This is a genomic window from Paenibacillus sp. N3.4 (assembly GCF_008017805.1).
In the GTDB taxonomy this organism is placed as follows: domain Bacteria; phylum Bacillota; class Bacilli; order Paenibacillales; family NBRC-103111; genus Paenibacillus_E.
Genome location: NZ_VRTT01000016.1, coordinates 78,127 through 93,065, shown reverse-complemented (window position 1 = coordinate 93,065; position 14,939 = coordinate 78,127). Strand labels below are relative to the sequence as shown.

The 14,939-nt window shown below is 49.1% G+C and carries 6 protein-coding genes and 2 pseudogenes; 2 read left to right on the top strand and 6 right to left on the bottom strand.

The window, feature by feature from the left end; translation table 11 throughout:
- The first annotated feature begins 34 nt into the window (after positions 1–34).
- Positions 35–1,957, top strand: coding sequence for an FAD-dependent oxidoreductase (locus tag FU659_RS10725; protein ID WP_147947571.1), 1,923 nt, complete (start codon positions 35–37; stop codon positions 1,955–1,957).
- Between the two features lie 77 nt (positions 1,958–2,034).
- Here the strand turns inward: FU659_RS10725 and FU659_RS10720 are convergent, their stop codons facing one another.
- Positions 2,035–3,984 (bottom strand): stalk domain-containing protein, encoded by a 1,950-nt coding sequence (locus FU659_RS10720; protein WP_147947570.1) that lies wholly within the window; start codon positions 3,982–3,984, stop codon positions 2,035–2,037.
- Between the two features lie 77 nt (positions 3,985–4,061).
- Positions 4,062–4,904 (bottom strand): TrmB family transcriptional regulator, encoded by an 843-nt coding sequence (locus FU659_RS10715; RefSeq protein WP_147947569.1) that lies wholly within the window; start codon positions 4,902–4,904, stop codon positions 4,062–4,064.
- 162 nt (positions 4,905–5,066) lie between these two features.
- Between FU659_RS10715 and FU659_RS10710 the strand changes: the two genes are divergently transcribed.
- Positions 5,067–5,987 (top strand): DMT family transporter, encoded by a 921-nt coding sequence (locus FU659_RS10710; protein ID WP_147947568.1) that lies wholly within the window; start codon positions 5,067–5,069, stop codon positions 5,985–5,987.
- 192 nt (positions 5,988–6,179) lie between these two features.
- Here FU659_RS10710 and FU659_RS10705 read toward each other — a convergent pair.
- From FU659_RS10705 to addA, 4 genes and pseudogenes are all read right to left on the bottom strand, one after another.
- Positions 6,180–6,743: pseudogene (locus FU659_RS10705) on the bottom strand (SbcC/MukB-like Walker B domain-containing protein); the annotation flags it as partial.
- Positions 6,744–6,856: 113 nt separating this feature from the next.
- Positions 6,857–9,661 (bottom strand): AAA family ATPase, encoded by a 2,805-nt coding sequence (locus FU659_RS10700; RefSeq protein WP_147947566.1) that lies wholly within the window; start codon positions 9,659–9,661, stop codon positions 6,857–6,859.
- Between the two features lie 70 nt (positions 9,662–9,731).
- A pseudogene (locus FU659_RS10695) lies at positions 9,732–10,909 on the bottom strand (exonuclease SbcCD subunit D).
- A 55-nt stretch (positions 10,910–10,964) separates the two neighbouring features.
- Positions 10,965–14,918, bottom strand: a complete 3,954-nt coding sequence (gene addA, locus FU659_RS10690) for a helicase-exonuclease AddAB subunit AddA (RefSeq protein WP_147947565.1) — start codon at positions 14,916–14,918, stop codon at positions 10,965–10,967.
- Between the last annotated feature and the right edge of the window lie 21 nt (positions 14,919–14,939).

Here is a 14,939-nt window from a genome sequence, read left to right as displayed (position 1 = left end):
AAGAATAAATCGATGTTTGGAACGGAGTGCGTGGATGAGTCAATTCATGAGAGACACCACACGCAAGAAGCGTGACGTGATGATGGAAGTCGCCTTGGCCATGTTTATGGAAAAAGGCTACGAAAGTGTTTCTGTAGATGACATCATCGCAGCGACCAGTACCTCCAAAGGAACTTTTTATCATTACTTCAAAAGTAAAGATGCTATTATTTCTGCTCTTTATGGCCAGCAAACCGAATTGATTCAAGAATGGGTGAAACAGCCCCCTTCCAAGGTTCAATCCCTTGAAGGCCATATCAATCGATTATTTCTAGACTTAGCGTCCAACATTCATTTGTCAGCTCGTCTAATACGCAGTTTACAAGCACTATCCCTGCAAAATGAAACCGTCAGAGCAGAAGAACAGCAATATTTGGAAACTCTCTCGGAGAGCTTGCTGCGCTGGCTGCCTGAACCCAGAAAAATTGAACTGCTCACTTGCATGTACACCGGAACGCTCCAAACCTGGTGCAACCAAAACAATGCCGATTTGCTCTCCATGATGAAAAACAACTTAGCCTGGCTGTGGGCCGGCCTTCGTTCGGAAGAGCCTAATGCCCCCCTACAGGTAGAACCAGTCCCCAAGGAGGAAAACAAAATGAAAGTAGCTATTATTGGCGGAGGTCTGGCAGGATTAACAGCGGCCGCATACTTATCTGATAATCCACATATTGAAGGCACACTATTCGAACGCAGTCCACAACTGGGCGGGCGAGCTTTCACTTACGAAAAAGCAGGGTTTACCCTCAACTACGGTGCTCACGCCATCTACGGAATTGATCGTCATACGCTAACCTCCATGGAGCGGGAATTGGGACTTTCTTTCTCCTCCAAGCAAGTGGATAAACGCAAAGTTTTTTATGCCAAGCATGACCAGCTTACACCGGCTCCACTTGATGCGATTAACCTCTTGAAGACAGATTTATTAAGCACCGCTCAAAAAGTGCGATTCGTAGGTGAGATCGCAGCCATTATTGCGAATATTCATAACCTCAAAAATTATGCAACGTTAGCCGATTACCTAGCCGAATCAAACGCGGATGAAGATGTTAAAGAGTTATGGGAGCATCTGGTATGCTCAAATTTCTTTATCACACCTGAAGATGCGCGGAAAGTATCCGGGGCGGTTATTAGCGAGTACTACCATAATTTGTTTCTTTCCAGCAAGCCTGTGAATTATATCTTAGGCAGTTGGGCCGTTATTACGAATCAGCTGAAGCAAAAAGTGACAACAACCGGACGGTGGGAAATCGCCATACAAGAAGGTGTTGAAAACCTCCGCTATGCGGACCGTAAGTTCATTCTGCAAACGAAGAACCGCGAAGCTGCTTTTGACAAAGTCATCTTTGCAATGCCAGTCCAACAGGTTGTCAAACTGCTGAAAGGATCCGCTTGGGAGCCCTTCCTTGCTCCATATGAGTCCAATACAGCTACTGAAGTTATGGTATACGATATCGGCTTAAGTCGTGTTGTCGCTCGACCTTTCAGCTACATTAGCGACATGGACAACAAATTATTCATCAGCGATGTATCTGCAACGGATCATACATTGGTCCCGGAAGGCGGACAGCTTCTGCAAGGAATCGCCTATCTCAGCGATAATTTCGATAGCGATGACGATCGCAAAGCCTACCTAGAGCAAAAAACCTTACAAATGGAAGCATTGTTCGATCGGCATTACCCAGGTTGGCGCGATGTTACGGCCGTGAAGCGGGTTTCGAAGAAAGCCATGGTTGCCAGCGTTAAAAATATCGCGAGCAATAACCTTTTACCTACACGCGTCGAAAATATTCCTTTCTATTTCTGCGGGGACGGGTGTACAGGCAAAGGCGAGTTGGCAGAGCGCGCATTTTCCAGTGCTCGTAGCGCAGCTCTATCCATTGTTCAGGAAGTACAACAGGCACTTCAAACTGTCTAAAAACTCAAAAAAGAGCTGGTTCAAGGCTGACGATTTCGTCAGCGCATGGACCAGCTTCTTTTTTATAATAGCCTTCTTTATTTTCCTGTTGCAATCTGAACGGTTCTACTTGCACCGTCCCAACCCACTTTACCGCCAAAAGCTTCCCCAACGAAACGGGCAGGAGCCACTGTAAAGCCATTCACCAGTCGAGCAGGCTCCTCCAAAAGTACGGCCTTCTCATTCACAAATACCGTCTTCTGATCCAACGTGAGGCGCACTGTAGTGCTTCCCTTCCTTGCAGTTACGGTTCTCGTTGCCGCATCATAGTCAATCTTTGCTCCTAGAGCCTCGAAAATCGCGCGCAGCGGCGTTAAGGTTACGCCATTCACAATGACAGGAGCTTGTTCAAAGCTTACGTCTGCCTCATCAATCTGAACAGAAACTTGAGAGGATAAGCCAAACGTTCGCACAGCCACTTGCTTACCGGATTGATTATAAACCCGAATCTGAATCACAGACCCTTCCGGCACCTCGCCCGCTTTTAACGCCAACCCATAAGGCAAGTCCGTTTGAGACGCTACGAGTCTTCCATTTAGGACATACTCGATTTTACCGATGTATACTTCAGGTATTTTCACAAATGGAATCAGCTTGGTTTGCTTTGTAAAAGCTTGATGATTGGCATCAACAGGGACGTACCCCTTACCATTGGAAGGCTTTGCTGAATCGGATACAGTAGAGAGCAAGTAAGGATTATCAATAAGTTTGCTATAGTAGCTTTGGATCTCCGAAGAGCTGCTTAGGGAATAATCATTTTTGGCATTTTCCATTTTTTGATCCACATTAAAATACGTAATAGCTTTCAATCTCGGATATTTATAAGGCATAATCTCGTATAAACACTGCAAGTTCAGCTTGGCCCACTCTGTAAAGTCCTCTCCTGCTCCGTGGGCGTAATGCGGAACTCCCGTCTCGCTTAACATCAGCGGTTTACGATCGGAGTACGTGTTGTAAAGCCTTGTTAACCGCTCCACATTGCTTGTTGCAACCATCGATGGCAGCGAAGGATCCCCGTTTTCGTAGGGCTCAATGTAGAGGCTGACACCAACCCAATCCACATAAGCATCGCCCGGATAGTAAGGATCGATATCATTCGCAGGAACGTCGCCGGGGCTCCATACCATGGCAATATTCGGCGCCTCCGCGGCAAATACATCATGCAGCATGCGAAATTTCTCGATATATTGCGTAGGATTGCCATGCCATTTGACCCAAGCGCCATTCATCTCACCGGCAAAGCGCAAGAAAATTGGAATGCCTGAAGCCTTCGCGTCCTTAGCCCATTTTCGCAAATAAGCGCCATCCGCAACAGGATCTAATCCATCATCCGGCTCCCAAGCAATTTGCAAAGCGGCACCCGCTTCTTTGGCTCTCTTCGCATAAACATCAGGAAAGCCTTGTCCCCAATGTGCGTAAGCCAGATGAATGGCATGCTTTTTGCCATACACCGATGGCATCTTCGTAAATAGATTGCCAACCTTTGGGTCCTGCTCCGAATACATGCCCAAATAAGTCCCATAGGCAGGTTCAAACTTCGCCAATTGTCCGTTTGTCGGCAAGCTTAAAGCTTGCATTTCTGATACGTCATCATCTTGTCGGTAAAGTTCAACCGTTGTACGAATTTGATCCGCACGCTGCAGCTTCACGGCTCCCCAATCTTTGCCGGCTTTTACCCAATACTTATTTTCCATTTCATAATAAGGGATTGCCCGTTCATAATTGCCTACGCCATCATAATAAGCAGCCAACTGACCATTGAAGAGCGCTGCATTTTCCCATTCTCCAGTGCTTGCATAGTGGTTGGCTAAAAATTCCCAATGCGGCACAGCCCCTCCTTTATTCCCGCTTGCTTCAAGTGACTGTGCTTTTTGCCAATGATCCCAGACCATATCCGCTCGAGCAGGCGCAGGAGAACTGGCCAAGCTAGCTGCGATGAAGCCTATAGCTAACGTCATGATTCCGATTCTTTTTCTAGCTGGTCTCATTCGTCTTTGCCCCTTTTCATTGTGATTAATTGCTTATACATGAATACGTGTCAGGTGAGTTAAAGTAGCATACTAAGCTAATTCCCCACCCCTAGCTTCATCGCCATGTTGTAGCCAGAAGGCCCGAAGTTATACCTTTTTCGTAGTTCGATTAGATTGGGTCCGAATGTCTGTTCCAGCGTTTCGCGGTGTGCTTGCATAATCTCATAGATGTATAAGTCATGGATGATAACCTCGGTGATCGGCATGACGAGACCGGGATGCATAGTCCAAGCCGCACGGCTGTCCGTGCCAAGAGACACGATGCCAGCTACCACTTCGCGGTCGTCTATGCTCGCCACAATCCAGCGGCCGCCGTATTCCTGTGTAATCTCTTCGCTCGAATCGTGCGGGTAGACCTGCGCAAATTCGAACTCCAATTCTCCGTAAACAACAATCAGAATCTCAACGCCTCGTTCCGCGGCCTTGCGCAGCGCCGGTTCCAGTTTCTTGGCTTCTTCTGTCCAGATTTCCAGCAAAACACGCCCTGCCGCTCGGTTGATAGCTTCCTCGGTCCGGCTCAAGATGGCTTCGCACCCTGTAATGTTCCAAATGTTTTCCCGATTCAAGGAGAGATAAGAGTAGTGGGCAAGCGCAGTTTCGGCAGCTTCGAATGAGGATTCGATTTTGCTTTTTTTCAGTCGGATCAGCTCTTGCGGTGGAAGTGGCGTGTATAGGGAAGGATCTTCGTGGCTGACCATAACTTCGCCACGCTCCACCATTCCGCTTAGCACTTCATATACTTTAGAACGCGGAACGCCCGAGTTCAAAGAAATCGCATACCCCGATAAGGGTGATTTATCCAGCAGCGCCAGATACGCTTTGGCTTCATATTCAGTAAAATTCAAATCCTGCAGCATGTTTATTATTTCTAATTTCATTTAGAACCTCCTAGCTTCCGCTCCAATCAAATTAGGTCCGCTCGCTTCCCCGAACTCCATTATTACACTTGACAGAAGATATTGCCAATGTTATACCTTTCATATAGTAGCTACATATGTAGCTACTATAAACAATTCCTTAAAATTCTTTGGAGGTACCACATGAATGTTTCAAATGAAAGCCAGAAGGTAGTACTTTCCAAGGCTCCAAAAAGCAATAGCCTTTACTTCATCACTGCCACAAGTGCCATTTTGCTATGGAGCACCTCATTTGTCGGGACTAAGATTGCTTACAATTCTTTCCCCCCTCTCACACTGGGGGCGGCACGCTTTATAATTGCTTCGGTTATTTTAGGAGCTATTATGCTCGCTAGAAAAGAATTTGTAAGGCCCACACCGAAGGATATGGGATTAATGGGGCTGAGCGGAATATTGGGGACGACACTTTACTTTGCGTTGGAGAATATCGGGTTGGAGATGACAACGGCATCGAGCGCTGCGCTAATCGTCGCTTCTTACCCGGCGATAACAGCGCTGCTTGAGTTCGTTTTATTTCGCGTAAAAATTTCCTGGCTGAAGGTGCTGGGGATTGTGATGGCAGTAGTCGGCGTATATCAAATTTCGGGCGGCAGCCAAAGAGATAGTTCTGACCAGTTGACGGGCAACTTGATTCTGATTCTGGCGGGCTTTGTGTTTGCAGCTTATAACTTTACCACACGTAAAGTTGTCAAAAACTATTCGATGGTAACCGTTTCTTTTTACCAGACGATTGCAGGAACGATTGCCTTTATTCCTCTTGCGATAATTGAACGGTCCAGATGGCAGGTGCCAAGCACGGAGTCTCTCTGGATGCTGCTTTATCTTGGCATTTTTTGCTCTGTAGCAGCTTTTATGCTTTATAACTATGGACTGCGCAACCTCAGCTCCGGGACTGCAGTAGCGCTAATGAACCTCGTTCCGCTCTTTGGCGTGTTATTCTCAACCCTGTTTTTACACGAAGTCTTACATCTATTTGATTTGATCGGCGGCATGATAATCATCATTGGGGTTATTCTGAGTGTGAGGGAAAAACGAACATCATAGTTATCGAAGTATTCCACGTCATCGTACAACAGCTTTAGACTGACACAAATCATTAAACAGGTGGCGAGGAACCCTTTATGTGATAGGCCAACTTGTACACATTTGTTTGATGCGTTGCCTAGCGTGCTGTTTCAACTAGCAAAAAAGGCTGCTGACGATTCAATCGTCAACAACCTTTTTGTGAGGTTTTTCTTATAGCTCTTCAAGCGTAATTCTACTCCCCCGACCCGAAGGCTCTGCCGGATGGACAATCAACTTGCGCGCAAGTCGGGCCCTTAGCTCGGGCACATGTGAAATGACGCCGACAGCCAAGCTATCCATATGAAGCTTCTCCAGAGCGCCGATAACCATATCCAGCAATTCTTGATCCAAGGTGCCGAATCCTTCGTCCAAGAAGAAAAACTCCAATGGATATTCCCCTTTGAGTTGAATCTGAGCCGAAAGGGCTAACGCCAGCGCCAGCGAGGTGAGGAAGGTTTCGCCGCCCGAGAGCGTGCTCACCGGTCGCTTCACCCCTCCGTTGGCATCGTCACGAATGACAAAGCCGCCACCGGAGTCGACTTCAATGGCATAACGTCGACGCGTCAACTCACCCAGCCGCTCTGAAGCGGCGCGGCTGACCTGCATGAGCTGCTCTTCGGCCAAATACTCGACGAAGGCATTCGCCTTCAACACCGCTTGCAGCTTACCAAGCCGCTCCAGCTGTGCCGCTAGCTCCATGCGGTGCGCTTCCAACTCGGACCAACGCGCATGCCGGACGGCAAGCTCGCTCGCGCCTTGCGCAGCTTGAGCGCGCTTCTCCAGCGCCAGCTCGGAGCTGGCCTTGGCCGCGCTAAGCTGGGTCTGCGTCTGCGCCCATTCGTCCGCGCTCAGCACGCGGCCTTGCAGCTTCGCCGCCAGCTGCGCCAGCTGCGCGCGCAGCGCTTGATCGCGCTCGCGGTGCTCGGCCGCGAGCTGCGTCCACAGACGGCGCTGCTCGGGCGCCAGCGCCGCTGCTTCCGCGCTTCGCGCGACGCGAAGCCGTTTTCCTCGAGCGCGCCATGCAGCGCGCGCTCGGTGTGCGCCAGCTGCCGTGTCGCGGCGGCAGCTGCTTCGGCGGCGGCGCTGTAGCGCTGCGTCGCCGCGAACTGCTCGGCTAGCGCAGCGGCATGCGCATGCTTGGCCTGCTGCGCGAGCAGACGCAGCCGTTCCAGCGTGGCGGTCGCTTCCGCCATAAGCTGCGGCACGTCACCGACGGGTGCACGCAGAGCGAGCTGCCGCGACTTGTCAGCCGCAAATTGCGCCAACCCCTGCAGCCGTTCATGCAGCTGCAGAGCCGCTCTGTCCTGCTCCATCGCAGCACGCTGGAGCTCCTCCATTTTTGCAGCCAAACCATCGAGGAAAGGAATACTCTTCTCAATACGACCACGAAGCTCATCCGCCAGACGTTCGTTCGCCAGCAACTGCTCAAGCTGCTGTTCAATGGTATCCCATGACAACTCAATGAAACGCTCGCGCCACTGCTGCGTTTGCTCCGTTAAAGTTGTTGTTACAGCAACTAGTCGGCGATTAGCTTCTGCGAGCAAGTCTGCAGCTGTTTGCTGCTGCGTACGAACTTGAACGAACTGTTGTTCTAGTCCTGTGCAATCTTTTTGGATCATGTGGAAGTCCTGTTCCAAATGATCTACATCGGAATGACAAGATCCTGTTGCTTCCTCTAGAGCCCTCCAGGTTTGGAGAGCAGCATCCATATTTAATTCCGCAGACCCTTTTTTCTCTTCTTGCGTTACCGCAGCTTCATAAAGCCCCTTGTTCAACTGTTCCGTGGCATCCCTTTGCTGAGCAGGAAAGAAGACTGACATCTCGATAGCTTGTTGATAACTGCTTGCCATTCTACGCTGCAATTGCTGATGCGCGTACTGCCTTTCTTTGGCTTTTTGAAGAATCTCTTCTCCATGCTGAAGAAGTTCTTCAATCGAACCGGTAGTCGCTGTCTCACTATGTCCTATAACAGCTTCAGCACTTCTGGAGTCATTCGGTTGTTTAAAAAGAGGATGCTCCGTTGCTCCACAAACAGGACATGGTTCGCCCTCGAGAAGACCATGAGCCAAAGACGCAGCCAACGCATGCCGTTCAAGTGTTTTCCAACGCATTTTTTGCTCATCTATGTTAGCCTGCATAAAAGGTATGAATCTAGTTAGATTTTCACGTTGGACTAGAAGAGAATCACTTAATGCTTGTGATTGCTGCTGCCACATAGAAAGTCTTTGCTGTAAGACCTTCTGTTTACTCACTAATTGAACGTGATTTTGCTCCAAGTCTTTATAGAGCGCTTCCTTCTCTTTCTGGTTCTGGCTTGCTTCCTGCTCTTGGGTTTTAAGCTGCATAATCACTTGCTTCTCTTGACTAGCCGCTTGCGTCAGCTGCCGAGCAACAGCATTCGTTTCGATTAATGCCAGCTGTTCTTTCAACTCAGCTTGCTTAAGAATCGCTTTTTGCTTCGTTTCTAAGTTTTTGGCCAGTTCCGTTTGCAGCGCTGTGAAATGAGATTTCGCCTCACCTTCTTGACGTTGTGCGGCTTCTATCTGCGCTTGTACCTGGTTAAGCTCCTGCTGGATAACAAGAGCTTGCTGAAGTTGGTCCACACGCAGCAGCAGAGGCCCCTCTTGGGAAGCCAGTTCTTGTTGTGCATGGTCGTACGTCAAGGTTGCTTGTTGATAAGTCGTTTCAGCTGTTCGTTGGCTATGCAGGGCTGCATCAAGTTGATCTTGTCCTGTTAACAATTCCTTAGAAGCCACAGCAAACTGCTGCAAATATGGAACTACCTTTTCTGCTTGCTCTGCTTGCTGCAAAAGCTGTTCTTTTTCCCGAATCGACTGTTCCTGTTCTTGCTGTTTCAGCACTTCATTCGCGAGTGACGCTTGTTCACTCTGCCACTGAAACACTTGTTTATGCTCTTCATATAAAATTTCCGTTTGTTGCAAGTAATTGCGACTTCTAACAGCTTCCTGTTCGGCTTCCACCAATCTTGCTTGTGCCTCTTCAAGTGCTTGATTCGAAGCATCTCCAAGGCCTTGCTGTTCAGCGGCAAGTTGTTTAATTGTACTGTCTGTTTCTTTCACGCAGGAACTAACCTTTGCGCTTAAATGGTCGCCGTACCGTTCCAGATGAAAAAGTCTTTGCAGCATTTGTCTGCGATCTTTGCCGGTAAGCGTTAGGAATTCAGCGAATTTTCCTTGCGGAAGCACAACGGCTCTCGTAAAATCCTGCATCGATAAACCAAGAATATGATATACTTGCTGATTCACTTCTCCCGCTTTGTCGGCTAGTACGATCGTCTCATTGTCACGAAGATGGAGAAGACGTGTAATTGTTCCGTTAATGGACTGCTCTGTTCCGCGCTTGAATTGCCGTTCAACACGATAACGCTCCGTTCCGGCCGCATTCGTGAGTTCAAATGTGAAAGAAACGAACAGCGTCTGCTCGGCTTGATTCATAATGGCCTGTGTACCTCCGCTAGCTCGCTCTACTTTGCCATAGAGTGAAAGCGTGATGGCATCCAAAATGGACGATTTCCCGCTGCCTGTTGGCCCAAAAATCCCAAAAACGCCCGCATCGACAAGCTGTCCGAACTCTATGGTTTGCAGCTCGCGATAACTTTGAAGTCCGGATATTTGCAATTGAATCGGTCGCATTGTTCAAATCCTCCTTTCGATAAACAATTCCTAAGCACCATTCAAGTTAATCTATAGATCACAAACGGCCCTATTCACCGGCTGCTTCTGCCAGATCATTTTCCTGCAGCAGCTCCAGAAACAGCTGAACAAGCTCAGGCTCAGGCTGAGCGCCTCCGGTCTGACGCGAGTAGAATCGTGTGAAATGTTCCTCCATGGATAAGGCTGATCTTGGCTCAGCCGCTCGTATCACTTCCATTTCCGGATAAATCGGACGAATATGTATGAAGCCATCATACGCTTTACGCAGCGTTTGGATTTGTTCCATCGACATCGCTTCGGTCATGGTGATTTCGAGATCGATCCACGCCGAGGCATCTCGTCCTTCTTCCAGCCATTGATGTACCTGCTGAACGCCTTCTTTGGCTTTCCAGCTCACGAGGGCCGGCCAGAAGTTAGAAAAATTTCCCTCGGTTCAGCCGCTTGGCCTGGAGCCAGATCGAGAACAGTTACCGATTTGGCTTGACCAGCTTCCGAAAAGCTATATGCGATAGGCGAACCACAGTAGCGAATAGGTGAGTCTGCTTTGACATTTTGCGGTCTATGCAGGTGACCAAGCGCAACATATTGCGCTCCAGCGGTTAAAGCCATGGTGTCAACCGTATAGGCGCCGCCAACTTGAATCGGTCGCTCCGATTCGGTTTCATGTCCGCCTAATACATACAAGTGGCTCATGATCAAATTGACTGTTCCCGCTTCAAAGGAAGCGGCCTGCTTGCGTATCAGCGCTCCTACGCGCTCAGAGTACTTACTGCGCAGCACTTCCTCTTCGGCCACATCCGAGAGCAGTTCCTTCAATCGAGATTCCGACGGATAAGGAAGTGCTACAAGCTTAGTTAACTCACCTGTTCGCGGAATACCGATGGTTTGAATGTCAGGAACAGGCAGGCCTATGAGCGTAATTCCTTGTTTAGCTGCCAGAGGTCCTGAAGCGGCAAGCCGATCCGGATGATCATGGTTGCCTGAAATAACAGCAACATGACGTTTGCCGCCGTCAGCTAGTCTCGCTATTCCCTCGTAGAACAGCTGCTCGGCTGCCGCAGGCGGGTTCACGCTATCATAGATGTCACCTGCTATGAGAACCAAATCAATGGACTCCTCTTGCACAATTTGCACAAGCTCGTCCATAAAAGCGGCTTGCTCCACAAGCCTGCTGCGACCCTCAAGGGTCCTGCCAAAGTGCCAATCTCCTGTATGTAAAATCCGCAAGATTCAACCTCCTCGTTCATAATCCTAGAAACAACTAGTTATTGCGCGACCAAACCTACATTTCCAATAATTTGGCGCCATCAAAGAAATATAAATACTTACTTGTCACAGGTCGTTTCCAACTATGTTCAACCGCGCGTGTATAGAGCGATATTTGCTTCTCATAACGCACTTGCAGTTCACTTTCACCGCTTCCCTTGACTGCGTCCGTTTTATAATCAACAAGGACAAGCCCGAGCTCGTCTTCGAATAAACAATCGATAATCCCTTGAATCAGCACGGTTTCTCCAGTTGTTGAATGATTGTCGCCTGCATAAACCTCATCTGCAGGCAGACCATAGCTGAACGGAACCTCACGCTGAACACGGGACGCTCCGACCATGCGTTTTCCTATCTCCGTCTGAAAAAACTGTAGAATGACCGGGATATCTACGACATCCCGCTGCTCATTCGTCAGCGTCTGTTTACTCAGCATTTGCTCCAAAGTGGCCTGAATGCTCGCTTCCGTCGGCATACAATCCAAGGCCAAGTTTTGCATAACCGCATGCACAACGGTACCTCTTTCAGCAGCCGTCAGCTTCTTTTCTTCCATGAATCTCGGCCTGCGCCAAACAGATCCCCTTGAAGAAGCTGCTGCCTCTGCTGAAGGGTATTCCAACTCGTCCTGTAAACGGTTCAGCTCCGACAATCGTTTCAGCTCCGAAACGGTCGTTTTAGCAAAAAGCTTAGGCGCTTCTGGGTAGGCGTATGTCCACGCAAGACGATCGGCCAGCCATTCCTTCCATTTATCGCTCGTAGGAACAGCAGCAAGGTTTCTCGTCGCTTCCAGCCGATTTGCATCAGGCAGCGTATTCGCGAGCTCAGCTGCGGCTTCTTTTTGTAAGCTTTCAGGGGTCAGAACGGTTAACTTCCATTCCGATTTATCTTCCAATAAACGCACGCCAGATGATGATTCACTCAAACCTAAACGCTCTCTCCACAAGGCCGCATTCGGATGGCGCAGCAACGCAGGTCCAACCCAATCGAGATAACTTCTCGCTTTAGCCAGTTCAAAATCCGGTAAATACCATTCTGACCTCGCAAGCTGGCGGCCCCATACACGCAATAATTTGTCTAGCGATTTCACTGTGCCAAGTAAATAGAGCTTCTCCCTCGCACGTGTAAGAGCAACATACAAGACGCGCATTTCCTCGGCAAGCAGTTCCAACTTCATTCTTCTTTTAATCGCTAAGGAAGGCAAAGTCGGATAACTGACCCTTAAAGCTGTATCTACAAAACGAGGCCCGAACCCGAGCTCTTTATGCAATAAAAAGGCATCGTTCAGGTCACGTTGATTGAACATTTTGGCCATACCGGCAACGAAAACAATCGGGAATTCCAGACCCTTGCTTTTGTGGATCGACATGATGCGAACAACATCTTCTTGCTCGCCGAGCGCTCGTGCCGTACCCAAATCGCCTCCGCTGTCTTTCATTCGCTCAATAAATCTCAGAAAGCGGAACAATCCGCGCAGCGATGTGCTTTCATACTGTCTGGCACGATCATACAATGCCCGTAAGTTGGCCTGGCGCTGCAGACCTCCGGGTAAAGCGCCTGCGAAGTCATAATAGCCCGTTTCTCTATAAATGTTCCAAATTAAATCGGCTAAAGAACCTTGTCTGGCCTCGTTTCTCCATTTCTCCAAGTGTGCAAGAAAGTCATTAAGCTTTTGCAATAGGACGATATGGTCTGGATCGTTGAAGTGATCTTGCGAATCTGGCTGCCGCACTAGCTGCAAGACAGACTCATAGAAAGGCACAGCTTTGTCTGTTCCCCGAATTTGCGCCAACTCTTCTGCCGTCAATTGTGCAACAGGAGAGCGTAGAACAGCGGCCAGCGGCACATCCTGATACGGATTGTCGATGACTTTCAATAGAGAGAGCATGATTTCCACTTCTGTTGCGGAAAAATACCCAATGCTTAGTTCCGCATAAGCGGGAATTCCTTGCTGCTTCAACTCGTCAATAAGGATAGGTGACCACATCTGGGTAGCGCGCAGCAAAATGACAATGTCCCGATAAGTAGCTGGTCGGCTAGCACTCGTTCGCTTATCAAAAACTTGAAACGGCTCCTGTTTGCCGCCATCCCCCAACATCTGTCTGATCTGAAGAGCGATAGCACGGGCTTCCAGCTGCGCAGTTTCCATCTCCTGCGCTTCCAGCACGGGGTCTAACGCACCATTCGTTGGATCAGAAGTTTCTGCATCATTTTCTTCTTGTTCCTCGGAGCCATCAGAGATTGATTCACTTTTATCCACAGCATTCAAGCCACGATCTACAATTAGCATTTCAACGGAACAGTCGGAGTCAGGCGGTGGATAGCCCGCTCCATATACAAGCTCGGCACGATCGTCGTAGGCAATCTCACCTACCGTCTCATTCATCACTTGTTTGAAGATGAAATTGACCGCATCGACGACTTGAACCCGGCTGCGGAAATTTCGCGCCAAATCAATTCTTCCACCCAAACCTGAAGGTTCTGGGCTTTCATCTTTATTGGAACGGTACGCCTTATACTTCTCCAGAAAAAGTCCAGGTTCGGCAAGTCGAAACCGATATATACTCTGTTTCACGTCGCCGACCATAAAGCGATTGCCCGGCTGCGTATTGGATATTAACTCAACAATGGCTTCTTGTACACGATTTGTATCTTGATACTCATCAAGCAGCACTTCTGCAAACTGTCTGCGGTAGGAGAGCGCCGCCTCGGAAGGAACCAATTCACCGGGGATGGATCCCTCTGCGCAAAGAATTTGCAAGCAATAATGTTCCAGGTCGGCAAAATCGATCAGCCCTTTTGCTGCTTTGGCTTCCTGATAGCGTTGTCCGAAATCGACAACAAGATCGACTAACGTATGCAAAAGCGGCGCCATCTCGGCTATTTCCTGATGAAATTGCTCTGGTGTGCGTCCGAACAACTCATCCTTCAATTTGTTAATTTGATCCTTCGCTCGATTGCGCAGCTCCTTAACTTCTTCCTGAAGCTCTTTATCGTAGTCGTCGCCCTTACAAGCTTTGAGTTTGCCAAACTCTACGGTTTGAAACCCGAGATACAGAACGGACCATGGATAGCTCGTTGTTTCACGCAAGTTTTGTACGAGCAGTATATCTTCCCGCAAATTATCCAAATAAGGTGCCGGGCCGCCAGGCTGCTCCGCGATTTGCAGTGCCTGTTGAAGCAGATCGGCTGCTCCCTCCAGCTCTAGCGTAAGATCGCGGACGAGGCTCTGCTCCCAAACCGAATAGTCCGCTGGCTCTGCCGAAGCGGCAACATATGGCAGCACATCCTCTTTATCAGAGATGTCTTCCTCTGAGTCTGACTTAGCCTGCGTCTCTGGTGGTCCAAACATCGAAGCCGTACTTCTTAGCCAATACGTCGGCCAAGGATGGCTGCGCGACACATCATACAGCTTCTGAATAAGCTGCATGATCGCGTCGTCGTTACGTTCGCCGCTAAAGGAATCGACCAGCCGCCAAAAGGCGCTGTTCTCTCCACTCGCTGCGTAGTAGCTTTCAAGCATCTCGCCGAGCAAATCCTGACGAAGCAAATCCGCTTCCGTTTCGTTGGCGATACGGAAGCCTGGATCTAGGCGAATGAGGCTGAAGTAGCGCTGAACAACCTCCAAGCAGAAGGAGTGCAGCGTAGTTATGGAAGCACGCCCCATCAGTGCAAGCTGCTTGCGCAAATGTTGGGAATGCGGCTGCTTCATCAGCTCTTTCTCCAGCGCCTCGCGAATACGATGCTTCATCTCGGCGGCCGCTGCCTTCGTAAAGGTCGCGACTAGTAAGCGATCCACATCGATAGGCTCCCACTCATTGGATATGCGTCTAATAATCCGCTCAACGAGTACAGCGGTTTTGCCTGAACCTGCGGCAGCAGCCACCAGCATATTTTGACCATGAAGGGTAATTGCATCCCATTGATCGTCCGTCCATGTACTGCCGGCAGGTTTTGGTTGCTGTTTGTTCATAGATGCATGCTCCTTTCTTGC

What these genes read in the sequence shown, in the direction of transcription:
- FU659_RS10725 (WP_147947571.1), top strand. Translation starts at nt 35, where the DNA reads ATGAGTCAATTCATGAGAGACACCACACGCAAGAAGCGTGACGTGATG.
- FU659_RS10720 (WP_147947570.1), bottom strand. Translation starts at nt 3,984, where the DNA reads ATGAGACCAGCTAGAAAAAGAATCGGAATCATGACGTTAGCTATAGGC.
- FU659_RS10715 (WP_147947569.1), bottom strand. Translation starts at nt 4,904, where the DNA reads ATGAAATTAGAAATAATAAACATGCTGCAGGATTTGAATTTTACTGAA.
- FU659_RS10710 (WP_147947568.1), top strand. Translation starts at nt 5,067, where the DNA reads ATGAATGTTTCAAATGAAAGCCAGAAGGTAGTACTTTCCAAGGCTCCA.
- FU659_RS10700 (WP_147947566.1), bottom strand. Translation starts at nt 9,661, where the DNA reads ATGCGACCGATTCAATTGCAAATATCCGGACTTCAAAGTTATCGCGAG.
- addA (WP_147947565.1), bottom strand. Translation starts at nt 14,918, where the DNA reads ATGAACAAACAGCAACCAAAACCTGCCGGCAGTACATGGACGGACGAT.